This is a genomic window from Paenibacillus plantarum (assembly GCF_013141695.1).
Taxonomy (GTDB): Bacteria; Bacillota; Bacilli; order Paenibacillales; family NBRC-103111; genus Paenibacillus_E; species Paenibacillus_E plantarum.
The window spans coordinates 143,766-168,084 of sequence record NZ_WHNY01000082.1; the positions used below are offsets into that span (position 1 = coordinate 143,766).

The window sequence follows — 24,319 nt, forward strand, 5'->3', positions numbered from 1 at the left end:
GTGCCTTTCGAGTAAAATGTATAAAATTACCTGTAGCTTATCCATCTAATCTGATTTCCGACGAGAAATCCCCAAATTTAAGTGTAGGAAATCCATCTATTCGCGCGGAGCACGGGATAATATAAAAAGACATGCCCCATGTGCATGTCCTTTCCCCTAAATGTCATTTATATGGTCATACAACTATGCTTGTTTGGCATGAACCATAGGTACGGTGTATGTTGCCGATTCGATCCAGGTCTTATCGGAAAATTCCCGGCCACGAACCACCACTTCGTTGTTGTAGATTTGAACATACATGCCTTGCGCACAATTGGGATTGTCCGCGCTGCGCGTTTTGCCGACAGAGGCATTATTGAACCAATGAAAGGTGTTCTGTGTATTATAGTGATTTTCCGTTGCAAAGTTACGATGAGTATGCCCGGACAAAACAAAAACATTCTTATAAGGTGCTAAGATTGCCCGGAACTCTTTGGCTCGGAGTAATTGAGGTGGTTTCCCTTCCGTATCCGGTGCTGGCAGCGGTTGATGGATGAAGACGAAAGCTGGCTTTCCATCTTCATGCGTTTTCATAATATTGTCGAGCCAGGCAAGCTGCTCATCCGAATACCATGCGCCTTCTCCTACCTCAGGTTTCTCCTGCACATAGGTCTCTTGGGACATCATAATCAGATGTACATCATTCATCCAAACATCCTTGTAAGGCTTATCTTTGTAACCGAAAAACTTCATGAAGCGTTCACGGGACACCGCATCCGTTTTCCCGTTGGGCACGGTTTCAGCGGACCAATCTCCCTTACTGCTTATCCAAATGTCGTAATAGTCGTGGTTGCCCATATTCGCGTAGAGTGCCGGTAATTTGTAGTTGTCTAATACTTTTCGGAAAAGCTTGTAATCTTGATCCCGGCCTACATCCGTGATATCTCCGCCGAAAACGATCGTATCTACGGGCGACTCAAAGTGAGTGATATCTTTCAATGCCGAATGAAGCTTATCGATAATCGTAGTGGTGCCATTGTTGGAAATATGCACATCGCTAAGTAGGAAAAATGAGAGCAATAAACGATTATTACTGGAGTCCACCGAAACTGGATGTGCGGATACTTGCGGGATTATATGCTCCTGCGAGACATCCGTCACCGCTACTTTCGTATCAGATCCCTTTAATGATTGTTTGAGCAGTGCACCGACACCCGTTAATGCGAATGCGGTTGCAAGCAATCTTTTAATAAACTGTCTACGCGATAACATGAACCTTCCCCCCAGAGGATAAATCATCTATGTCATTTACTAATTTAATTTTATCATATTGTCGTCATAAATTTAGTAAAACATTAGAGATTTTTTAACTCTGCCACTCCACTACTCTACTGCATAATCTATTCACTAATTGATGCTCATGACTAATGACCAGTATACTTGTATGATTTCGCTCAGCCCATTTCAGCACCGACTGCCAAATTTGTGCTTGCGTAATGGCATCGAGCATGGTAGTCATTTCATCTGCGATCAAATAACGAGTGCCGGATCCGAGCGCCCTAGCAACGCATATTCTCTGCAATTCTCCACCCGATAGTTCGCTAGGGTAGCGATTTAACCACGCATCCTCAATGGCTAGCTCCGATAACATATGTTCGTCAATTTTGCCCGACTCTTCTAATGTTCTCCGCAGCTTCCATTTGGGGTTCACCGCCTGTTCAGGATGCTGAAGAACTACTTGCACAGGATTTCGTACACCAGAATGTATCGAACCGCCGTCTAGAAGAACATGACCTTCCGTGGGTTGAAGGTGTCCCGCAAGTAATTTACCAAGCGTAGATTTGCCGCAACCACTTGGCCCGACAAGTCCGACAACCTCGCCAGCTTCCATACGAATAGTCATTTGCTGCAAAACCCATGCCCCTTTGTTATAACGATAGCCAAGTGATTTCCCCTCAAGTGGCATGCAAGCACCTCACTTCTCCGTTCCTCAGTGTACGCGGCTCTGGTGAAGACTCTTCACATTCGATTGTTGCTGACGAACAACGCGGAGCAAACACGCACCCCTTCGGTAATGCATCCGGTAATGGTTGAGAGCCAGGGATAGCAACAAATTGTTGACCTGGGAGTGCTTTCCATAACGCCTTTGTATAGGGATGTCGCAGTCTCTCCCCGTTTTCCGTAAAATCGCTGCGCTGCGCAATTTCCACAACCGTTCCCGCATATAACACGGCAATTCTATCCGCTACAGTTAAAGCAGCCTCGATATCATGTGTGATCAGCATCATCGCGCAGCCGTCCTCCGCCAATTGACGGAAACGATTCAATGTCTCCGTCATTGCAAAAGTATCAAGTCCAGGTGTTGGCTCATCGGCGATGAACAATCTAGCTCCGCTAACCGTTGCGGTTGAGACAAGAATTTTACGAGCCATGCCACCGGATAACTGGAAAGGAAACCATTTTGCCACATAATCAGCGAGGTTATACTTGTTAAAAGCCTTCCGCCTAAGTGCTACCGGGTCACCTTGACGAACGGATTGCTCCACCTGCTCGCCGACGCGTATCAATGGATCCAAATACTGAACAGATTGCGGGATGAGCGCGATTTCTTTCCCACGTATCCGTCTCTGTCTATCTGGGGTCAATTCTTCTCCCTTAAATTGGATGGTACCAGATACCTGGGCATTATTTGGAAGAATGCCTAATATGGCATGTGCGAGTAGACTTTTACCAGAACCGCTGGAACCTACAACGGCTAGAATCTCATACGCTGCAACAGATAGATGAAGATTATGTATCGTTTCAGTGTGCACCTGTCGCAGGCGGCGATCAAGCCGATTAAATCGGATAGAAAGCTTGCTAATTTCTAGCATAAGCGACCTCCTCTCACGTCGATGTCCGTGCTTATTTATCATGCGTCTGTTGTGGGTTCACGAATTGTTTTAAATTTTCGCCTAGCATAGCAAATGTCCGTACCATTATTAATAAGCACAAGCCAGGAAACAAGGCTAACCACCACAGACCTGAAGATAAATAACGCATGGATTCTGATAAAATGATACCAATTGCAGGCTCATGGGGCGATAGCCCCATCCCGAGAAAGGTAATCGAGGCTTCATGTAGGATGGCATGTGGAACAACTAGAATGATTCCCACCAATATTTGTGGAACTAGATGAGGAATGATATGCCTTGTTGCGATCCACCACCGGGATTTGCCGAAATTACGAGAGATAACAACATAAGGAGCCGTTTGAATCTGCATAACCTCAGCGCGAATAACCCTCGACAAGGCTGGCCAATGCGTCAATGCGACGCCAATGATAATGCCTTTGGCCCCTCCACCTAGCACAAATGAAATCAAGAGCAGTGTTACTAAATGAGGCACACTAAGGAATAAATCAGTCACCCAATTAATGAAACGATTCACAACTTGACCCAAGACGGCTGCTGCAATTCCCATCATACTGGCAATCACAACACTTGAAATACCGGCAGTTAGCCCTACTTTCAGACTGAGGAGTAATCCTTTCATAGTCCGGGTAAACATATCCCTGCCTAGCCAGTCCGTCCCGAAAAGGTGCGTGGTGGATGGCTCTAAATTACGCTGCGTCAAATTAGTGGCTAAACCCGAGGCATCAAGCCACATTGACATAGCGATCAAAGTTAGTAATAGGAACACAGCAATCATCGTTGAAATGTATAATCTCAGTCGATGATGAAGCTTGGGAAGCACCATTCCGACGCGCATAAGTTGCTTCATGAACGACTTCCCTCCTTCATCCTCGGATCAATAAAACGATAACTTAGGTCAGCCATTGCATTTCCACAGTACACAAATAGTGCACTAAATAATACAACGCCCATTAACAAAGGGATGTCTCCTCGAAGCCCTGCTTCTACAGCAGCCTGTCCCAATCCAGGATAAGAAAATACTTGTTCAGCTAAGACAGCTCCACCGAATAGCTCGCTGAATGACGCAAATTGCAGTGTAATAGCTGGCAAAGCCACATTCCTTAGCCCATGCCTCCAAAAGATGGTGAATCCCTGCTCTCCGCGGGCTCTGGCAAACAACCAGTATTCCTTTTCCGTGACATCGATTAGCTTTTCTCTTGTATGCAGTGCAATTGCTGCGATCCCTGTCACGCTAAGTGTCAGCACAGGCAGGATCATATGTCGAATTCGATCTATGAATTGAACCTGATCTGCTGTGGTGCCAGCAGGAACGGCAAGTCCTACGGGTAGGATGCCGAGCCATACCGCAAACACAAGCATAAATAGCAAGCCAACCCAGAACGTTGGTGTCGAGGAAAGTGTGTAGCAGTACCATCGGATACCTTTATCAACCCATGTATTCCGATTCATTGCGGCTAATACGCCAGATACGAATCCGATCAGTCCAGACAACAGCCATGCTGCCCCCATGAGTGCGAGAGATGCGGCGAACCGTTCACCGATCACCTCCAGCACTGGCCGACGGTAAATCATAGATGTGCCTAAATCACCACTCACCACAGCGCTCAACCAATGCCAATACCGTAGGAGTGGCGGATCATTTAGCCCCCAATATTGCACAATGGCTTCACGCTGTTCTGCACTAACCTTCATCATATCCGCGCCAACATACGCTTGAATGGGATCAATGGGAGAGAAGTGAACGAGCATAAATGAAATGGCGCTCACAGCAAGCAACAGCAGTAATAAACCTAGTCCTTTACGAAGGATAAATGGAAAAAGTTTTAAGAGTTCCATCGCCATTCCTCAATGTTATCGGTAACAGGCCAACCATGACCATGCGGATGAATCTTTTGTTTACCGATATCGAGACCAGTTTTAACCAAATAGAGATGATCTAGATTCACTAACCATGCCCATGGTGCATCGCCGTTGGCGCTCAAACCCGTTTCACCATCCCATTGTGCCTTTTTCCAAAATGCCCACGCATCCTTCTCGTTCGTTGCCCGTAATGCTTGTGTCATATAGTTTTCAACCTTCGGATTGTTGTAATATCCAGGATTGTAGTATTCTACACCGCCAAATTTATTACTGTATACATTGTACATTTCGAGAGGATCATGGCTGCCCCAGCCAAAAAGCACTGGACTCGCATGCATTTGTTTCTCCATCTCGTCCCAGCTTTTCCCTTCTGCTTTAACCTGAATACCTAATGGTTTCAACATATCGGCAGCAGCAATGGCAAGCGATTGACGAGTCACATCACTAGATGGGTAAAGCAGATTGAAAGTTGCCTTTAATGCCCCTTTTTCAACAATGCCATCATTGTCCGTATCTTTCCATCCGTTATCAGCAAGCAGCTTTTTCGCTGCATTCATGTCTGCATCTGCGATAACTGACTCTTGGTTGAACCATGGAAGACCGTCGTTCAGCGTATAGGCTGGTGTACCATGACCCTCTAGGATACCTTGTACTAGGCTTTTTCTGTCAATCGCGATATTAATAGCCTTACGTATGGCTGAATCGGCCGTAACATCATTACCAATTGGATAGCCTTCTTTCGTTTTACCGCCTGATTTCACATAAGGAAACATAATGCCACGATTGTCGACAGTTCTGGCAGCTTTCAATTCCATTCCGCTTACTGCCTGTTTGCTAAATGCTGCTGGAATGGCAGCCATGTCAACGGTTCCCGCCTTCGCAGCAGCGAAAGCAGCATCCTCACCGAGGAATAAGAACGTGATTTTCTGGAAAAATGGTTTGTTCCCGTAATAATCTGGATTGGCTTCAACGATTAATTGCTGACCTTTATCCCATTGAATTAATTTGTACGGCCCTGAGCCAATCGGTTTAAGTGCATAATCCTTACCATGTGCATGTTTCGGGACGATACCTGTTGCAACAAGCATTTGTGCAAATGTGGATTGAGGTTCTTTGAGCATAAACGTAACTGTCGTTTCATCGGAAACTTCTACAGTCTTTAAGTTACTCAAATCGATGGACGAACCGCTTGCTGAAGCCGCTTGGTACGTATATTGCACATCTGCTGCTGTCAAAGGTTTACCATCGCTGAACTTGGCGTCTTTACGCAACTTAACCGTCCAAACCATGCCATCCTGACTTACCTCATACCCTGTAGCCAAATCATTGACAATATTCAAATCTTTGTCTCGTTTGAGCAGGGTGCTTTGGAATAAAGGTGATCCGTAACGCCCCCACCCTGTAGTCGGATCAAATCCTGCCTCGGGCTCCCCCCCAATGGCTAGAACAATCTCTTTCTTGGCCCTTTCAGCCACTGGCTGAGGCTTTTGTTTCGTACAAGCAGTTACCAAAGTTAATACGGTTAATACAATCAGAATCATGGATAAACGATGCTTCAAATGAGTCACTCCCTCAATGTTCACGTGTGCAGTGTTACGATTTGGTAAAATTGTAACACACATTACGTTGAAAATGAACTTATTTTTCCAATATTCTTATACGCCCATTTAAGCTTGAAACCCGCTTTCTAGAAAAACGTAATAAACAACAAGAGTAGTTGATTTATCCATATAACGAACCGTAAGGGAGAGCAAAAAGATGAAGAAATTGATGTTACTAATTTTAGTTGTATCCACCCTTCAATTGAGTGCCTGTACATTCGTAGAAAAAGTAAATAGTTCCGTGGATTACGCAAATCAAGCTACTGAACACATCAATAAATTAAGTACTTTTGCCCAACAAGCACCTCAAATGATGAAAGATGCGGCTCTGAATCCAGAGACGAAGCAAGCACTCGAAAATCAATTAATCGGGATAAAAACAGACATCGAACAATTTAATCTGAAGAGTGTCCCAACGATAGCAAAGGATATTCATCAACAATTGGTTGATAAGAATAAAGTGTTGCTGGATGAGATCAATAACGTGTTAGTCAATGGTCATCTGGCACTTGATAAACTTCAAAATTCACAAATACTCTCGACGATTAGTGATATAAGCATTTTTATCAATCGAATTCAAAATTTAGTTTCGTAAGAACTTCACACTTGTGTGAAGTTTTTTCTTTATGAATGAACGCAATAAAACCGGCCTCTCGGCCGGTCTGTGTCATCGTTGAATGCAATTTATGGCGTAACATAATGCTAGTCTATTAATTTTCCAACTGCTTGCCCAGATTGTCCAACATGATTGCTGTCCCATGTTCGCGTTGTTCAGGTGTATCATGGCCATCTAGGAAGACGCCTTGTTCAGTGAATATCAACTTGGTCCCCGTACCTTCAGGCTTGAACTCGACAGTTGTCACAGAAATCGACATCCGCTTCTCCCCCATATCCAATGTGTAACTATAAACAATGCGCTCGTTCGGAACAATGTCTTGATACGTCGCATCGAAGGTGAATATGGGGCCACCTGGAGGACCTCCCTGACTCATTTCCTTACCACCAACCCGGAAGTCAAATTCATCCGCTTTGGAAAACCACAACTCTTTCAGTTTGGGATCCTCCCAAGTAGCAAAAACACGTGTCGGCGAGGCTTTATAGATGCGTTCGACGACGAAGGTGTTATGTATGGCAATTCGTTCGTTCATGCTTGTCAGCTCCCTTGTTTTGATTCATCGGATTTTCCGTCTAAGAGTTCGCCTAGCAGATCTAGGCGGCGTTCCCACGACAACCGACGCTCAATGATCACTTTTTCATGACTCTTCTTCATGGTTTCCAGTAATTTGGTAAAAGCATCTACCGTCACAGGTTCTTTCAACGACATGAGATTGGATACGTACTCCAGTTCGAGCAACAGATTCTGTTCCATCCGAATATTTTCTTTCAGTCGGGCGATTTGTAGCGAAACAATCTCCAGCGGACTGAATTGCTCGCCTGTTAGCACGGACTTAACCTCATCTAATGATAATCCGAGCTCTTTTAACGATAAAATTTGCTGCAGCCGCGACAGATCAGCCTCATTGTACAATCGATGTCCCGATTCGGAATGTGCCGAAGGCGAGAACAAACTAATCTGATCGTAAAATCGCAATGTTCGTATCGTGAGTCCTGTTAGTTTCGCAAGCTCTCCCACTTTCCAAAGCTGCTTCATAATCATCTCCTTTAGGCTGTGCTAGCTCTTTACCGGTAACTATACTATAAAACATGACGTAACGTCATGTTCAAGTGTTATAGACATTTTTTTCACAACCACAAAGAAAAGGCCGCAAATTAGCGGCCTCACCCATTAATTATGCATTTTTTTGAATGGACTCCAGATGTTCACCAAGTCTGTTCCAAGTATCCGTGATCCCTTCCATCATACCCATATCCAGCACCTGTTGTAGGCTTTCAGCTGATGCGTATTCTCCGCGGTTGATGAGCTTAGTACCTGTTTCTGTTTCGATGAAGGTCAATGTTACGCGCGTTGATGGCATATTTTCCGCTTCATTGCCTTCCGCATCGGAGAAAAAGTCCACGTACACAATTTTCTCTGGTACAACGATCTCGCTGTAAACTGCCTTGCCCCATGATTCCATACCATAGTAATCGCCTTGATTCTTGTCTTCACACTTCATGCAATAATGCCAAACCCCACCGACACGGAAATCAACATGACATACCGGAAGTGCCCAACCTCTCGGACCCCACCAATGCTTCAGATGTTCTGCTTGTGTGAACGCCTGGAATACCAGCTCACGAGGGGCATTGAATTCACGCTCAAGAATTAGAACTTTGTCCTCTACCGTGGAAACCATTTGATTTGTCATTTTTAACTTCCTCCTTGAAATTTCTTTATTAGTTTAAAATAATCCCGATCAATCAGTCTTGCTGTTCATTCTGCAAATTCTTGTCCTGAAGCTTCTGTAAATAGTCATCTAGTCGGTTATACCGCTCCTCCCAGATGACGCGGTAGTTCTCCAGCCAGTCGTTCAGCTCTCGAAATGGATCAGGCAGCAGCTTGTAAATACGACGATTTGCATCCACCCTTACCTCGACGATGGCAGCCTCACTAAGTACACGCAAATGCTTGGATACTTGAGGCTGACGCAGTTGAAGCCGTTCCGCGATTTCACCTACAGTGAGTGGCCGTTCACGCAAAAGATCAACAATCCTCATGCGGTTAGGCTCTGCCAATGCACTCATGACGTTAGGATCCATGCTCATCATCCGTCCTCTTGCTGTAAATACATGCGTTTCTTGTTCGTGTGTAACAGTTATTGTCTTCCTGAATTCAATATACCACATGAGGAATATTCTCGCAAGTGAATATTGAAATTTAATGAAAAGCGCTAACCCGAAGGTCAGCGCATATTACTCACTTCAAGCTATGATACACAGCCATCATATCTTGTTTGTTCAATTCACGAATACGATTGTAGATCGGTATATCTGCAACGGACTCTGTCACTTTACTTGCATCAACAACATCACTTACTTTGCCAGTAAGCCATGTTTGCACGGTTATGCCCTCGACGACTTCTTTGCGTCCCTCATCATTGATGCCACTTACATAACAACTCACACAAGGTACCGACAATTTCTGTACGCCATCATGGAGACCATCTTCGGAAATGACTCGCTTACCGCCACAGAATGCGCATGGATGACTGGCTTTGATCTTATTAATTTGAGTAACAATCTTATTATAACCAAAGGCTTCATAGACATAAGTCAGTTTTTTATATTTTCCATTGGTGAAATATTTATCAATGATGGTTTCTTTTGTTTCCGTAATATCGGCAAAATCACAGATGGTTATCAAGTTTTTGGAGCTGATCGCATCAAGATTACCTTTAATCTTGTCCCAGAAAGGCACTGCATTTTGTAAAACCACTTCATATCCCACAAAGCTAGCAAGCTCCAGCTCGTACATTTTAAGCGCAACTTGCGTTTCTCTAGGCAGTAAAGAGACATCTTCTGAAAGTGCAAGGTCACCGCCAACAATGGATTTTAACTTTTCTAATTCAGGCAAATTGCCTACGCTTTGTATAACCTGGTCCAGCGGCTGCTGAATAATTTCGCGAATATCCGCGCCATTAAATTTCAATTTTTTATGATGATTTAATACGGTTCCATGACATACGGGGCAGGTAATCATTTCTCTAGAGGCTTTCATTGCCTCTTTAATCGTAAGATTTTTCGAAATAACCATATAACGTCCAAGGATAAGATTAAAACCTTCCCATGTTCTCGATGCCTTACCCGCTTTATCATAAAATGACTTTTCCCAATATCCATACAGGAATGTATTCTTTTCGGCTTCTGTCATCTCATTATAGCTTTTACTTATATCTTGACCGAGTTCATTCTTGATCTCTTCGAAAAGGAAGTGCAGCTTCGCATGCTGATAATATTTCAGGACATCCATCACTTCAGGTAATAATAAGCCATCCCAGAATGGTACTGTTTTATCTTGAATGAGAACATCTAAATCGAATCTTTCGATCACACGACGACCCGAGCAGCATGGACAATGATTGTCTTGATAATAGAAATCAAAGCTTCTAGTATCTTTATTGGTCGGATGAGAAGCTACGATATGGTTGATCAGCCCGCCGATTTCATAGAGAAAGCTATACTGACTATACAGGTGTCGTTCAAGATCAATCGCGATCACAGGGGCAATTTTGTCAGATTCGTATTCACCATAGATTAAGCGAGCCATGGAAGATAGGCTTTTCAGGATACCACCTTTATAGATGTTTTCTGCCTGTTTAAAATAGTTAATCTGATTTTCTTGTAGGTATTGAATACCTTGTTGCTGCTTCAGAACGGAAGAAATATGCAAAGAGGCTGCATGATCTTCCCTATTTTTAAGACGATAGTATTCCTCATGTGGGACAACATCAAGGTATCTAATCGGTTCTGGTAGTCTTTTGCCAAAATCAACGATAAAATCCGAACTTTCCATCATATAGGCGTTATGTTCGATCATCAGGATGGAGACAGATTCATCTTCCAGAATGACCCTCACACTGTCGATGAATTGGTTTAATATATTTTGAGATAAACCTTTCGAAGGTTCGTCAAAAATAAACAGCGTATGTGGGTTTCTTGAATTCGCAAACAACTCCGATACTAAATGAACACATTGAAATTCACCTGTAGATAACGATTGTGTTTTTCTTTCTAATGTCAGATAGCCAAGTCCGAGTTTATTCAATAAGCTCAATCGTTTGCGAGCGATATCTTCGTTTGGCAGTTCTTCAATAATATCTTCGATCGAACGTTGGAAAATATCATCCTCTGTCTCTTCGTTATATTTGGTGAGTTTCTTCTTGATATCAAGGAACGTAGCAACGGTTGACCGGCTCGTGATCGATTGGTTGCGATCTTGCCCGACCATAACCAGTTTATCTTTGGGATAACGTTTCTGAAAATCTTTGGACATGCACTCATGCACAAGTGTTGATTTCCCGCAACCTGACTCGCCAGTAAAAGTGACTAATCTGTTCTTAGGAATTTGAATTTCGGCCATTTGAATATTCCGACAGTGCAGGTCCTGAAACTGATAATAATCAGTTGGCACTGCCTGATTTTGTTCCCATAGGATTGGTTTTGGACGAGGTGATTCTTCGACGATTTTCCCGCCATATTTCCCACTACCCGGTCCAAAGAACAATTGCTCATCTGTTGTATCTAGCACCGTATCAGAATGATCAATGAGCCAAATTTGATTCTTATAACCTAATTGCTTAATTTGCTCTAAAATTTTCAAAAGCGTTTCATGGTCAAGACCAACGGAGATTTCATCAATAATAATGACGGTATTTTCACTGGTAGCCATGAATTCAGCCAAATAATGACGTGTTAATTCACCGCCTGATAATGTCCCCATAATGCGATTTAATGTTAAGTATCCGATATTCATATTGATCAAATTTTGGAGAATATGTTGTTTTGCTTCACTAATATGTAGTTCCTCGGCTAGAGAAAGGATGGTTTCGATGCTTAAGCTATTGATATCAGAGATGCTATGTGGTTGATTCCTTAACTCTAATTTATGTTGCTCAACTTCTGAGCTGTAGCGCTTCCCCTTACACCTGGAACACTCCACATTTTGTGTTGTGCTGCGCCCTTTGCAATCCGGGCACCACCCTAAAGGGTTATTAAAGGAAAAAACTTCTGGAGATAGATTGAATTGTTCGGCCATACGATCGCGAATCTCTTTGAAAACGCCCGTATGTGTGCCAATGGTTGAACGAGGATTGGATGAAATCGATGATTTTCCGAGAAAAAGGACTAATGGCATGTCCTCCATCTTGATGGCGCTGAAATTCGTTTCCATAATCTCTGGAAATAAATACTGATATTCAGCTTTCGGCAATAAGGAAACGAGACGTTTCTTGGATTCTTCCCCGATGGTCTGACAGAAAGTTGTTTTACCCGATCCAGATAAACCAGCAATTCCTAATGATTTGTCTACGGGTATTGTTGCATCTAATTTGTTAATGTTGTTCGAAATTAATTGATTGATTTGCATGAGTACATCCTTTCTCTTGGTTATGCGTATTGCTTCCATATTAGCACATTCCCTGTATTGTGATGCAACTACTGAGCTGTATCTGTCCGCGGCTCTCTATCCCAAATAAAAAAATCCGCCATCATCAGCGGATTACTCTTTTCTTGATCAAATTAATCTGACCTCTATGATTGATTTCATCTTCGAACACATGAAACCACATAAAATAATGATTCGCTTGTTTCTTATACCAGAACTCTTCTTCTTGGTATAACCAATCGTCATCCACCGTTTTAAATAATTCGAATGTGCGATTTCTGACTTCATTTAGCTTATCTACATAATAGGCCAACTCATTTCCTTTAATCTTTTCCCGCCCTTCTGCACCTAGATTCACAGCGGGTCCCCAGATGGCCATATCTTCATCATTCAATTCTCTTTTTTCAAAGGTTTCCAATTGATAGGCGTATTCGACCGCCGCGAAATGCAGTAACAAAGCACCAATTGAATTACTTTCCTCATCTAAAAGAAAATCCAATTCCTGTACGGTTAAATTTTTGACGGATTGTAGTGTCGTATGTCTGGCATAGTTCATCATTGACAATAAGCGGCTAATCTGCGGCGTATAACCAGGTATGTCCGTAATGAGATAAATCTGATTCAAATTTAACATGCGTTTCCTCCTAATTTTATAAGACGACTTGTAAGCCGAGATCAGCTAAAACAACTTCACCTTTATACATCAAAGCTGCTTCTTCTCTCAGTACCTGAATATCTCCGAAGTGAGGCAAGTGGGTTAAAAGTAATTTCTTTACGCCAGCCTTCGTTGCAAGTTCCCCTGCTTCAACTGCATTCATATGACCATACTTAGCAGCATCAAAATTGGCATAGAATGAAGCTTCTGTGATAAGTAGATCCGCATCTTTCAAGTATGGGACTAATGTTTCATCGTAACGTGTGTCGGCCGTATACACCAAACTTTTCCCCTTATAGGAAATTTTCACGCCTAAGCAATATACATCATGATCCGTTCGAAAGAAAGTCAATGTTAAGCCATCGTCGAATGTTACGATCGTATCTTGGTTAATTTCTTGTTCAATTGTTCCTTTCATTACAGGAATTGTCCATTTGTCGTTTGAATCCTTAGCAACGAATAAACGCAAGGGTGTATCACGTTGTTTTAAATCCATATCAATTAAACAAGCATACTGAAGAGAACCTAAGTCTGCCATGTGATCGAAATGATTATGTGAAACAAATACAGCTGTTAATTCATGAAGTCCCATGTAATTCTGTAAGACGGACAATACACCGCTGCCACAATCGAGCAAGATTTTATGATTACCTATTTCTAAAAGAAAGCCTGCAGTTGCTTCTCCACGCTTCGGATAAGCGCCCCATCTACCAATAACTCTAATTTTCATTGGTGATTCCTCCACTTTTTCATTACTGTTAACCCATGAAAAAGGATCTGCTTAATGTAGCAACTCCTTTAACACTCAACTTGTTCGATAGGAAGAACTGTTTTTCCTGCATAGCTAGTAATCACCTAATTTCACTGCAGAACTTCGAGCGGGATTTAAGTCGCTACGCTAATTCACCTTTTCCATAATATGCATAATCCGATATCGATTGCGGGAAGATACTAATGATAGCCTGTATAATCCCCTGCTCATCGTGAAGCAAATGTTGTTAAGGAGATGGAATGACATATCTACTGCACCTAACTCAAATTCTAACCTTACATCTCCTGAACATGCACAAAATGAAGCAATTAGTAAATCTCTAGAAACAAATGAACGCCTCATCCGACATATATTTAAAAATTGTTATGATATTGTGTTTCGTCATGTGCAAATCTTCGGGAAAGTCCCTGTTTTATGCGTATATTTGGATGGTTTGGTAGATACCAAATCGTTGGATAGCAATTTGCTAAAACCATGGATGCTAGAAAATCTGCCACCAGAATTAGAGGAATTGAATCCAGTAGATTGGATACTCGAACAACAGTTGGTTTCCATCGCCAAAACAAAGACAACAATGACAATGGACGATATTGTTCAAGGTATCTTATCCGCGAGTGTAGTCATTCTGTCAGATGGACAAGACAAAGCTGTTATTGCTGAGTTGGCAGGTTTTGAGAAGAGAGCGATTGAGGAGCCCACAGGGGAGACTACCCTCCGGGGGCCTAGAGAAGGCTTTACAGAAACTATTTCTGTGAACACAAGCCTTCTTCGAAGAAAAATTCATAGCACCAAGCTAAAAATGGAGTCCTTGACGGTTGGCAATCTTTCCAAAACCACGATTGTCATTGCTTACATTGAAGGTATCGCACTGGAATCAATTATTGAAGAGGTTCGTAACCGAATCGCTCAAATTGATATTGATACCGTCCTTGGTGGGAATTTTATTGAGGAGTTTATTGAAGACCACCCTTTCACCTTATTCCCACAAGTGCAGAATACCGAACGCCCAGATATTGTAGCCGCCTGTCTAGCAGAAAGAAAAGTTGCAATTTTCATTGATGGCTCGCCTTTTGTACTGATTGTTCCCTGTACCTTATGGAATGCCTTTCAGTCCGCCGATGATTATTACGAGCGATTTATTTACGCTACTCTCATCCGTTGGTTACGCATGTTGTTGATTATAACATCCATGTTCTTACCTTCTATTTATGTAGCCATCACAACGTTTCATCCACAATTGTTACCTACTAACTTCTTACTCAGTATCACTTCTGCTCGTGAAGGGGTGCCCTTTCCTGCTGTCATTGAAGCTTTGTTGATGGAATTATTATTTGAGGGATTACGCGAAGCTGGTATTCGAATGCCGAGGCCGGTTGGTTCAGCAGTTAGTATCGTTGGAGCGCTAGTTATTGGTCAAGCCGCCGTTCAGGCAGGGATTGTTTCAGCTCCGATGGTCATTGTTGTTTCGCTGACGGGGATTGCCTCTCTAATTACCCCAAGATACAGTATGGGAATGCCATTTCGAGTGCTGCGCTTTCCTATGCTCATTTCCTCAGGGATCCTAGGACTATACGGCGTTACCATGGCGTCTGTCTTCCTGCTTATTCATCTTACAAATCTGGAGTCATTCGGCATCCCTTACTTAAGCCCGATAGCTCCTTTAACGAAGAGTGAATTAATAGATGTTTTGATCCGCGCACCAAGATGGCGCATGAATACATTACCCATGTCCAATTCAACGACAACTAAATTGCGATTTCGCAAAGGTCAACGAAGAAACGGGAACCAAGGAGATGAAGTGAAATGAAAGTTCGCCTGTCAACTCGCTTTATGTTGGTGCTTGTTATCCCTCTTACTACAGGGTGTTGGGACCGTGAGGAGCTTTCAGACAGAGCTTTCAATCTTGCAGCATCGGCTGATATTACCAAAGACGGGACATATTTAACGGCCGGTCAATTCATTGTTCCCTCCAGAGTAGGCCAAGGTACAACAGGCGGCAGCGGTGGTGATAAACCGTTCTTTATCGAGACTGGTACAGGTAAAAGTACGATGGAAGCTATTCAAAAAACACGGCAAAAGCTTTCTCGCATCATTACTCGAGGGCATCGACATAATTATTACATCGGGGAGGATCTGGCGAAGAATGGTATCCATGACATGCTGGATGCGTTTTCTCGCGATCCTAGTAATCGCATTCGTTTAGACATTTGGGTGGTCAAAGGTAATACAGGCTTGGAAGCTTTGCAAGTTCCCTATCCCCTTGAGAAAATTCCATCCGTCTCATCTGTCAAAATACATAAAGCAGTTGGCGGTACAACCGGTACGTCATATCTCGATTTTATGAAAGCTGCAAGTACCGAAGGAAGCAGCCCCACTTTGCCAGTAGTAGATATCGTACAGGGAACTTCTCCTCAAAAAACGATTCGATTTTATGGTCGCGCCATTTTTAACCACGATTATAAATTAGTTGGTTATTTAAATTTTGTCGAGGGCGCATATCGGCAGTGGATTCGCAGGCGAATTTCTTACTTTGATTTAACGGAAGATATCCCCGAAGCGAATGGGAATGTGGGGGTCATTCTTACCAAGTTTGGAAGTAGCATGAAGAGCAGTGTATTGCCGAATAACAAGGTGAAGATGGACATAGAGCTAACTGGCGTAGGCCATGTTGGTGAGAATAATACAAATTGGGACCTTAGTGAGCAGCACAATCTGATGCTTGTTCAGCAAACAATTAATATGAAAACCAGTGATCATGTCCGGGATATGATCACGAAAGTTCAAAAACAATTTGGTACAGATGTATTAGACTTTAATCAAACCTTGAATCGTCAGCATCCCCGTGAATGGAACCAATTAAGGGGACAATGGGATACTATTTTTCCCGATATAGAAGTCAATGTTCATGTACGTATAAGGCTAAAATACATTGGTTTAGTTGGTCCATCACTCCAATTGAAGGAAAGTGAAATTAAGAAATGAAAATCTCCGGATATCAACTATTTTGGCTGATTTTCTCCATGGAATTTGGGATGACTGCACTTTTTACGATCTCGACCCCTGTGTTTCTTGCCAAACAAGATGCCTGGATTTCAATGATCATCGCAACTTTGATTTGTTTATTTACGACATTCATTGCTGTCAAATTAAGCCTCCTTTACCCTGAGCAAACCTTTATTCAGTACACACAGACGATTCTTGGAAAATGGTTAGGAAAAATCATACTGCTTCCTTACTTTGTCATGTGGATATCCGTAACCGGAATCATACTTAGAGAGTATGCGGATTTTGTATACCTTGCCTTGTTTAGCAGCACCCCTCTTTGGATTGTTATTCTCATCATGCTAGGTGCTATTGTATATGTGACTTATAGTGGTGGTCTTAGAAGTATTAGTCGTAGCGCTGAAATCATCGGTCCGATTAGTGCGTTAGGCTGTATAGTCATCCTCCTATTTAGCTTTAAGGACTGGGACTGGTATAATCTGCTGCCAGTGTATGCCAACTCGGGAGTTATCCCCATTGTGAAAGCAAGCTTTACACCTGCCTCCTTCCTTAGTGAATCTTTTATGGTGGTTATGTTAATAGCCTTTATGACCAAGCCTAAGCGAGCAATGATCTCATCTTTGTTGGGAGTTGCAGCTGCTTCTATCGCCGTTCTTGCCATGGTCTTGGTTGTGATTCTAGTCTTTGGTCCACATTTATCGGCTAAATTTATTTATCCGCTCTATTCCGCTATGTCCTATATTTCAGTCATGGATTTCATTCAGAACGTTGATGTTTTGGCTGTTTTATTATGGATTGTCGGAATTTTCATTAAACTATCCCTCTATGTATTCATAACCAGTTATGGTACCGCGCAATTATTTCATATGAAAAAATGGCAACATGCCATTTGGTGGATTGCGCCGATTGTATTTGTAATTTCCCTGCTGCCGCGAAACACGAACGACTCCATGCATTATGCGAAGTTTTGGCTTGCCGTGATATTTCCTATTAATCTTATTGGGATGCCCTTGCTATTATGGTTTATTGGCATCATACGAAAGAAAAGTACGCTGAGGTAGTGAACGGTGATTGTAAGTCGATTATTTCGAGTTCTACTCCAGTGGTTTGTCCCAAGAAAGACTATAACGGAAGTAGAAACGTCGTCGCACCCTCGCTCCAGGAAGTATCTCCTGTGCAACTTGGCGAATCTCCTTAATGGTTTCTTTAGGAGCGGTAATTCGAACATTAGGGTTGCTGGCCCCGCCATGAAATCGATCCATGATACGGATAGGAAGCAGCACTAGTCCTGAGACAACCAAATCCATTAGTGATTTGTCATCTGCTAAACCGATAATGAGAAGTCGTCCTCCGGGTGCGAGAACTTGGCGCATTTGTTGCAGTGCGCTTCTCAGATCCATATGATGCAAAGTCGCAACACAGATAACAGTAGCATATCGTTCCTCTTGATAAGGGGCTGACAAAGCAAGGAAGTCACCGTTCATGAGCACCACATTCTCGATCGCAGCAAGTCGCGTTTGTGCAAGTTCGATCGCCGTATTATCGGGGTCGATTCCAATAACTTGTTGTACGAATGGCGCGAGGCGTTGAAGCAATAATCCGTCACCACACCCGATGTCGAGAACACGTCCTCCACGTAGCTTTGCGTCTGTAATCAACTCATCATGAAAAGCTGTATTGTGATTCCAATAAGTATCCATTGCTAGCTTCACTCCCATATACGATCGTCCGTAGACTCCAATAGTTTACCTAATGGGTTTGGTAAATCTCCCCATAATAATAGACGAATATTCGGTCATTCTGTTCAAAAACTAAAAAAGCCCGTGAGTTACACGGACTTGTCCCTATACTTAAAATGTAAATTTACATTTTCGCACTCTTTAACACCTTACATGCTTACGTTTAAATCCAATTCGAGTTTTATCTAAAGCTTTTTGAATATTTTCCGAAGCACTCAGAAATTTACTTTTCGTCTTGTCCTGAATGATTTCAACAGGTCCAACTGCCTTTGCAGTTTCAAACGCCTTATCATGCAACGGGATATAGGATACTGCAACTGTGTACAGGAAATTATTCATCGCATATTTCGCTCTTTCAGGTGCAGTATGAATCGTATTTTTCACCAAGTCAAGCATATCGGATATTTTAGTTTCGTCGAATTCAGTGTCTTTTCGATTCCCCAGAAGCCAACAGTAGCAACTCCATCCCGCTGACATTCTCAATTCCTCGCCGCTCGCGATCCATGTATCCGCAACTTCCTGCGCAATATCTGCTTCAGACAACGTTACAGCCACGACATAATCAGACAACATATAGAAATATGCTGCATCGATCCAACGATCATAATCTGCTACGGTCATTGCTTTGGGGTCTGCGATGATGCCGGCAAAGTACATAGCGTCGTAATTCCCAGTTGCGTAGAGTTCTTCCGCTAATGGTTGATTGATTTTGATTTGCTTGAAGAGCGGCTTCATCGCACCTGTTGCTACGCCAAATACCGGCTCATGAGCACCATTCGATACGTACATTTTTTTCATACGTTCCTTACCCAGAGCTTCAAGCTCTTGCATAACTACTTCTGTATTCATAATGGTTGCTGTCATAATGACTCCTCCCATATTCATCATTTATGTTGTAATCATAACTATTCTTTGGGCATCGAGCAAGGATCGCTTAGTTATCCGAAGTTACTCAGCATTTTTTCGTTTGTCCGTCTTGCGCATTCTTAATCCCATACCCTATCTTCTTAAGCAACTCAATAAGTTGGAGCTTTTCTTCATCCGTTACATATGACAAATTGTTGGAAATAGTTTGTACATGCTTAGGGAAAATCGTATCAAAGTACTCGCGTCCATCCTCAGTTAATACCACATTCGTTTTACGTCGATCGCCTGGAATAGGAAGTCGTTCCACGAACCTCTTCTTTTCCAACTTATCTACCACATACGTAATACTTCCGCTTGGAATTGAGAAAGTATCACTTATTTTCTGAATGGGGTGCGGACCTTTATTGTAGAGAAACTCAAGAATTTGAAAGGTTTCCCTACTGAGGCCATAGCTGTCTATGTCGCTTTCTAGGCTACCATACAGTACGTTCACCATGTTTTTCAGTACGCGAGTAACCCTTAAATCAAGTGCTATACCTTCAGCGTCGCGCTCAGTCATTCTTCAACCACCTTATCTAGCTTTGTTATACAAAGGATAATCGACTTCGGTAGGAACTTCAATTAGAATTATCCGAAGTGTCTCTCCAACCGCTTGAATATTGATGTCCTCTTCTTGGTCCGTTTTAACTATAGCAAAGTCTTTATTCACAAATTGGATGGACTCTTGTCCCGGTATGATAAAGGAGCCACCGTTCCCTCTAATAGACAGACCACCAAGCGTACGGTTCGGTAAAAGCCGGTGAACATACGTCGCACCTGCCTCCACTTCAACATCAAACATACGTGCATCTGCAACGAGTTGGTTGACAGGTGATCCTTCACCCAGAATGAATTTCACCTTAACGCCATCCTGCTCTGTTTGAGTGAACTCCGCGTGCTTGAACAATGAATAGGTTGGCTCTCTTCGCACTGCTTCATTCAAGAAAGGCTCAAGCCATATTTGAAAGCTTTCAAATCCTGCTTCGACGCTCTCAGCATGATGCATTCCCGAGCCCGCTTGCATGAGTTGAATATCACCTGGTTGAAGTATGCTCTCCGTACCAAGTGTGTCTCGGTGAAAGCCTTGACCAGAAATGCCATAAGAAAGAATCTCAAATCCTTGGTGAGGATGGAAACCAATCCCTCCTGCCGACTCTGCCTTTCCCCAAGCCCAATAGAATAGCGGACCCAATCTAACCGTAACAGCCCCTTGGCCCGAGAAACCTATTGGTTTCTGTGCCATTATTTTTCCTCCATCAAATTCTTCTTTCCCTTGTTGTTCTGGTCCTAATATTTGTATATTCATATGAATTGCTCCTTACCTCTTAGGTATAATTTTAAATAGATATAATATCCTATAATTATTCAATCTAATAATATTTAATATAATCCTATTGCAATTATCAGTCAACAGTAAAAAATAAGCAGAAATACCTCTTATGAGGATTCCTGCCTACTTACATTCAAGAATTTTTGATTTGGGAGAGAATCGTTTGCGCCTGCTGAATGGTTTCAAGTAAGATACTCCCCGCACTTTGTCCTGCAGTAAGCAACCGCAAACCTTGCCCTGCCCATAATGACATATACTCGGAATTATGTTGCTTTGCAGCAGAATTTCGAATATCTCTTGTAGCCGTATTTTGGGTCGGAAAAGGAAGCGGTTCTACCCCGTTCTGATCCCAAACTTTAATAAATTCGTTCGTGACACCTCTTGCAGGTCGACCTGAAAATACCTTCGTGATTACGGTGCTTTCCTCCGTACTAGCAAGCAGTTTGTTTTGATAAGCGATATGGGCTCCCGATTCCATCGAAGTCAAGAATCGCGTACCCATCTGAACCCCCTGTGCTCCGAGCACCAGCGCGGCAACTAATCCACGACCATCCATAATCCCGCCTGCCGCAATTACGGGTACCTGAACATGTGTAACAATTTGCGGCACTAACGCCATAGTGCCTATGTTCGCGCCCATGGGGCGATTCGCAATCTCAAATGTACCGCGGTGACCACCAGCTTCACTTCCCTGAGCCACAATCGCATCACATCCGGCTTGTTCAGCAAGAATCGCTTCATCGACGGTAGTCACCATCGTCACGATTCGAATCCCTGCCGCTTTAGCTTGCTCTGTCATATGAGGTGGAAGTACGCCGAAAGCCGTACTGATCACTGGCACTTTTTCTTCTAGCAGAACGGCGAATTGCTGCTCAAAATGATCGGGTGTCTTCACCTCTTCTGCCACAACCTGCGGTATGCCGAGTTTAGCTCTCATCACATTCAGTTCCTGTTGAACTTCCGGTATTCTCGTATTATCATCTTGAGCACGAGTAACAAATAAATTTACGCCGAATGGCGAGTTCGTTAACTTCCGAATGTCTTGAATGGCCGTACGAATCGCTTCAGGCTCCATATAGGCGGCACCGAGTGTCCCCAATCCACCTGCGTTCGATACGGCAGCTGTTAAGCTGACCGTACCTGGCCCACCTGCCATGCCGGCTAAGAAGATGGGATAACGAATATCAAATATGCGGCAAAGTGCTGTATTCAGATAAATGATCTTCTGCCTCCTATCACTTGTGAGAGGATCGCTGATTGCGGTATTCAAGTGCTGGTAATCCGCCCCATCCCCAATTGTCCAACTCAACTTCTTCAATAATAACATGAGTTGATTCCAATGGCTTGTTAAGCACGTTTAGGAGAAGCTCACTGACACCTTTAATAAGTGCCGCTTTTTCTTCAGCCGTAACAGACGATTGCTCTGGGGTGGTTCCCTCACGGGTTACTTTAATCGTAACAACTGGCATAGAGATTGACCTCCTTGGAATAAGTATTCCACATCGTTTATCTATCTATTGAAAGGTAAACTATTGACGCTAGTGCACGTCACATCCATAAATACGTCAATTAGTAAATCACTCATTGGGTAACTAGAACCGGCTTTACAGTTTGAATATGATGAATGTAATCCTTGCTGCTTTGTGCTAACCGCTCATCGGTAACCGTTGAAGTATCGTTTAGTGCAAAGTGAGGCAGATAGGAAGCGCTGATAAATTGGGCAAGTGCTTCCATCGGACGTAATATTTCTTGTAGTGTAAAACGATTAGAGCCTGTAGGCTGATATGAAGCTTCCGTGCCGTATGTCGAAATCGCTACACCGATTTCTTTGCCTGCTGTTTTACTGCCATCTGGACCATAAGCCCACCCATATTGTAGGACGTTATCGAACCACTTTTTAAGTAAAGAAGGCGTACTGTACCAATAAAGCGGATATTGGAAAATAACCCGGTCATGTGCTTCAATTAGCTGTTGTTCTTTGGCAACATCGATATTTTCGTCTGGATATTCTTTATATAATTCATGAATTGTGAACTCACCTTGTTTTTGTAAAGCTTCCAGCCAAGCTTTATTCCAGTTAGATTCCTCGATATTTGGATGAGTAATGATGACTAATGTTTTCATAGTTAGTTTGCTCCATTTCTAATTATATTCGTATTTGCTGACAGCGTTTTGTCCTGGTTCATTTGTTTTCGAAAAAAGCTGCGGTTTTCATAAATATACTCTCTTGATTGTTAAGATAAGGCCCATCCAGTTCTGAAATCCGTTTCACTTTAATCCATTCCGGATCGTTGCGGAAACGTTCATAGTTATCATTGCGGGTTTCCATATTGTCATGTTCAACAACATAATAGAGCCGATTATTAGCGTCATTGATATCTTCCCAATACTGCGTAATCTTCATGCCATGTTTCAAAAATAATTCGATCACATGATCTCTGAATCTTTCATGAAGAACCTGCATTTTGCCGGGATTAACATGATAAATTCGCAGTTCATACAACATGTTTTCTCACCTCCTCACTAAAGTAATAGCCTACAAACATCAAAATTCTTACCATTGTCCAGCGTTTTGGCCGCCATCGACATGCAGAATCTCTCCGGTTACGAAGTTGGCAGATTCCAGATAAACAATCGCGTCAACAATTTCTCCTGGTGCAACTGGCCAGTGCCTGCCTTCAGCATTTCGGTCACAGCCACTGAGTTACATGGAAGAATCCAGTCATGCCAATCCGATAGCAACGGCTCTTCCAATACCGCTACTTGCACCTCTAATGACGACTGCTTTATTTTGAAAACTCATATCAACAACTCCTCTTATTAATTCTACCTACTAAAAGGTAGATAATTATCAAAAAATAATCCGCCTTCTTTTTCAAGTTAAAGCGGATATTAGACCATCGGCAATCTTATCATACTTGCTTACATCTTGAAAACTTCTCGACAATAATTGTGCCCCTTGAAGTGCTGCCAGAAATTGGTGAGCTTGTGCATCCGCGGCGCCTTCAAAATTCAACTGATCTTCACGTCGCCCTTCATCAAGCACGCGTTCCAACCACTCTAGATTGGCAGCGAAGAATTGGGTTAACCCGCTCTGCACTCTGCCTGATAAAGTTGCCAGATCAGTCGATAGCATGACACTTAGGCAAGCACAGTAATCTTGAACTGGACCACTGTAGAGTAAGATGAATTTGCGCAACTTCTCTACATTGTTCGGCGTCTCAGCATCTATTCCAGCAACAAATACTTTGAAATTTTGGAGATAACGTGCAATCAGAGCTTCTCCCAGGTCCTCCTTATTCGGGAAGTAGTAATGAATACTGGCATTGCGTATGCCTACTTTTTCTGCAATATGCGAATAGCTGAATCCGTTAAACCCATATTGCTGAACAAACGCTTGGGCTGTGTCCAGAATAAGTTCTGAAGTGTTTTTATTGTTGTTGGTTTTGGTCATGTCGCCATTCTACCTTTTAGTAGATAGTATGTCAACCTAGGAATTTTACAGTTTGATCTTCC

Annotated in this window: 27 protein-coding genes; 4 read left to right on the top strand and 23 right to left on the bottom strand. The window is 42.8% G+C overall.

Annotated elements, in window-relative coordinates; genetic code table 11:
* Positions 1-183 precede the first annotated feature (183 nt).
* The 6 genes from GC096_RS33880 to GC096_RS33905 form a co-directional block, all read right to left on the bottom strand.
* Positions 184-1,251 carry a metallophosphoesterase family protein gene (locus GC096_RS33880; RefSeq protein WP_171636785.1) on the bottom strand — a complete coding sequence of 356 codons (1,068 nt, stop codon included), beginning with the start codon at positions 1,249-1,251 and terminating at the stop codon, positions 184-186.
* A gap of 94 nt (positions 1,252-1,345) precedes the next feature.
* Complete coding sequence (locus GC096_RS33885) at positions 1,346-1,945, bottom strand: ABC transporter ATP-binding protein (protein WP_171636787.1); 600 nt, start codon at positions 1,943-1,945, stop codon at positions 1,346-1,348.
* Complete coding sequence (locus GC096_RS33890; protein ID WP_171636790.1) at positions 1,935-2,852, bottom strand: oligopeptide/dipeptide ABC transporter ATP-binding protein; 918 nt, start codon at positions 2,850-2,852, stop codon at positions 1,935-1,937. Before GC096_RS33890 ends, GC096_RS33885 begins: the two co-directional genes overlap by 11 nt.
* Before the next feature lie 31 nt (positions 2,853-2,883).
* Positions 2,884-3,741 (bottom strand): ABC transporter permease, encoded by an 858-nt coding sequence (locus GC096_RS33895; protein ID WP_171636792.1) that lies wholly within the window; start codon positions 3,739-3,741, stop codon positions 2,884-2,886.
* Positions 3,738-4,730, bottom strand: a complete 993-nt coding sequence (locus GC096_RS33900; RefSeq protein ID WP_171636794.1) for an ABC transporter permease — start codon at positions 4,728-4,730, stop codon at positions 3,738-3,740. The genes GC096_RS33895 and GC096_RS33900 overlap by 4 nt, the downstream gene beginning before the upstream one ends.
* Positions 4,718-6,295 (bottom strand): ABC transporter substrate-binding protein, encoded by a 1,578-nt coding sequence (locus tag GC096_RS33905; RefSeq protein WP_171636923.1) that lies wholly within the window; start codon positions 6,293-6,295, stop codon positions 4,718-4,720. The genes GC096_RS33900 and GC096_RS33905 overlap by 13 nt, the downstream gene beginning before the upstream one ends.
* 217 nt (positions 6,296-6,512) lie before the next feature.
* On the opposite strand from GC096_RS33905, the gene GC096_RS33910 reads away from it, so the two are divergent.
* The gene (locus GC096_RS33910) at positions 6,513-6,950 is read left to right on the top strand and encodes a DUF6376 family protein (protein WP_171636796.1); all 438 of its coding nucleotides are present in this window, start codon (positions 6,513-6,515) and stop codon (positions 6,948-6,950) included.
* A 115-nt stretch (positions 6,951-7,065) separates the two neighbouring features.
* On the opposite strand, the gene GC096_RS33915 is transcribed toward GC096_RS33910, so the two are convergent.
* The 7 genes from GC096_RS33915 to GC096_RS33945 all read right to left on the bottom strand — a co-directional run bounded on the left by GC096_RS33915 (position 7,066) and on the right by GC096_RS33945 (position 13,783).
* A complete protein-coding gene (locus tag GC096_RS33915) occupies positions 7,066-7,503 on the bottom strand; it encodes an SRPBCC family protein (protein WP_171636798.1) in 438 nt (145 codons plus the stop codon).
* 5 nt (positions 7,504-7,508) lie between these two features.
* Positions 7,509-8,006: a MerR family transcriptional regulator gene (locus GC096_RS33920; protein ID WP_171636800.1), complete on the bottom strand. Its 498-nt coding sequence runs from the start codon at positions 8,004-8,006 to the stop codon at positions 7,509-7,511.
* A gap of 139 nt (positions 8,007-8,145) precedes the next feature.
* Entirely contained in the window at positions 8,146-8,664 is a 519-nt protein-coding gene (locus tag GC096_RS33925) for an SRPBCC family protein (protein ID WP_171636802.1), read from the bottom strand.
* Between the two features lie 52 nt (positions 8,665-8,716).
* Positions 8,717-9,055, bottom strand: coding sequence for an ArsR/SmtB family transcription factor (locus GC096_RS33930; RefSeq protein WP_171636925.1), 339 nt, complete (start codon positions 9,053-9,055; stop codon positions 8,717-8,719).
* 157 nt (positions 9,056-9,212) lie between these two features.
* Positions 9,213-12,380, bottom strand: a complete 3,168-nt coding sequence (locus tag GC096_RS33935; protein WP_171636811.1) for an ATP-binding cassette domain-containing protein — start codon at positions 12,378-12,380, stop codon at positions 9,213-9,215.
* Between the two features lie 124 nt (positions 12,381-12,504).
* The gene (locus GC096_RS33940; protein ID WP_171636813.1) at positions 12,505-13,032 is read right to left on the bottom strand and encodes a DinB family protein; all 528 of its coding nucleotides are present in this window, start codon (positions 13,030-13,032) and stop codon (positions 12,505-12,507) included.
* A 16-nt stretch (positions 13,033-13,048) separates the two neighbouring features.
* Complete coding sequence (locus GC096_RS33945) at positions 13,049-13,783, bottom strand: MBL fold metallo-hydrolase (RefSeq protein WP_171636815.1); 735 nt, start codon at positions 13,781-13,783, stop codon at positions 13,049-13,051.
* A gap of 250 nt (positions 13,784-14,033) precedes the next feature.
* Between GC096_RS33945 and GC096_RS33950 the strand changes: the two genes are divergently transcribed.
* The 3 genes from GC096_RS33950 to GC096_RS33960 are packed head-to-tail and all read left to right on the top strand — an operon-like array spanning position 14,034 to position 17,889.
* A complete protein-coding gene (locus tag GC096_RS33950) occupies positions 14,034-15,632 on the top strand; it encodes a spore germination protein (RefSeq protein WP_376769547.1) in 1,599 nt (532 codons plus the stop codon).
* Entirely contained in the window at positions 15,629-16,807 is a 1,179-nt protein-coding gene (locus GC096_RS33955; protein ID WP_171636817.1) for a Ger(x)C family spore germination protein, read from the top strand. The genes GC096_RS33950 and GC096_RS33955 overlap by 4 nt, the downstream gene beginning before the upstream one ends.
* Positions 16,804-17,889, top strand: coding sequence for a GerAB/ArcD/ProY family transporter (locus GC096_RS33960; RefSeq protein ID WP_171636819.1), 1,086 nt, complete (start codon positions 16,804-16,806; stop codon positions 17,887-17,889). Before GC096_RS33955 ends, GC096_RS33960 begins: the two co-directional genes overlap by 4 nt.
* Positions 17,890-17,922: 33 nt before the next feature.
* Here GC096_RS33960 and GC096_RS33965 read toward each other — a convergent pair whose 3' ends face one another.
* The 10 genes from GC096_RS33965 to GC096_RS34010 all read right to left on the bottom strand — a co-directional run bounded on the left by GC096_RS33965 (position 17,923) and on the right by GC096_RS34010 (position 24,257).
* Positions 17,923-18,528 carry a class I SAM-dependent methyltransferase gene (locus tag GC096_RS33965; protein WP_216626348.1) on the bottom strand — a complete coding sequence of 202 codons (606 nt, stop codon included), beginning with the start codon at positions 18,526-18,528 and terminating at the stop codon, positions 17,923-17,925.
* Between the two features lie 180 nt (positions 18,529-18,708).
* On the bottom strand, positions 18,709-19,416 hold the full coding sequence (locus GC096_RS33970) for a DNA alkylation repair protein (RefSeq protein ID WP_171636929.1): 708 nt from the start codon (positions 19,414-19,416) through the stop codon (positions 18,709-18,711).
* Between the two features lie 103 nt (positions 19,417-19,519).
* Positions 19,520-19,993, bottom strand: a complete 474-nt coding sequence (locus GC096_RS33975; protein WP_171636823.1) for a MarR family winged helix-turn-helix transcriptional regulator — start codon at positions 19,991-19,993, stop codon at positions 19,520-19,522.
* A gap of 12 nt (positions 19,994-20,005) precedes the next feature.
* Positions 20,006-20,779, bottom strand: coding sequence for a pirin family protein (locus GC096_RS33980; RefSeq protein ID WP_171636832.1), 774 nt, complete (start codon positions 20,777-20,779; stop codon positions 20,006-20,008).
* 157 nt (positions 20,780-20,936) lie between these two features.
* Positions 20,937-22,073: an NAD(P)H-dependent flavin oxidoreductase gene (locus GC096_RS33985; RefSeq protein WP_246303154.1), complete on the bottom strand. Its 1,137-nt coding sequence runs from the start codon at positions 22,071-22,073 to the stop codon at positions 20,937-20,939.
* Positions 22,039-22,272 (bottom strand): tautomerase family protein, encoded by a 234-nt coding sequence (locus GC096_RS33990; protein ID WP_171636836.1) that lies wholly within the window; start codon positions 22,270-22,272, stop codon positions 22,039-22,041. Before GC096_RS33990 ends, GC096_RS33985 begins: the two co-directional genes overlap by 35 nt.
* Before the next feature lie 112 nt (positions 22,273-22,384).
* On the bottom strand, positions 22,385-22,927 hold the full coding sequence (locus GC096_RS33995) for an NAD(P)H-dependent oxidoreductase (RefSeq protein WP_171636838.1): 543 nt from the start codon (positions 22,925-22,927) through the stop codon (positions 22,385-22,387).
* A 58-nt stretch (positions 22,928-22,985) separates the two neighbouring features.
* Positions 22,986-23,309, bottom strand: a complete 324-nt coding sequence (locus tag GC096_RS34000; RefSeq protein ID WP_171636840.1) for an NIPSNAP family protein — start codon at positions 23,307-23,309, stop codon at positions 22,986-22,988.
* 98 nt (positions 23,310-23,407) lie between these two features.
* Entirely contained in the window at positions 23,408-23,572 is a 165-nt protein-coding gene (locus GC096_RS34005) for a hypothetical protein (protein ID WP_171636842.1), read from the bottom strand.
* Between the two features lie 106 nt (positions 23,573-23,678).
* Positions 23,679-24,257: a TetR/AcrR family transcriptional regulator gene (locus GC096_RS34010; RefSeq protein ID WP_171636844.1), complete on the bottom strand. Its 579-nt coding sequence runs from the start codon at positions 24,255-24,257 to the stop codon at positions 23,679-23,681.
* Between the last annotated feature and the right edge of the window lie 62 nt (positions 24,258-24,319).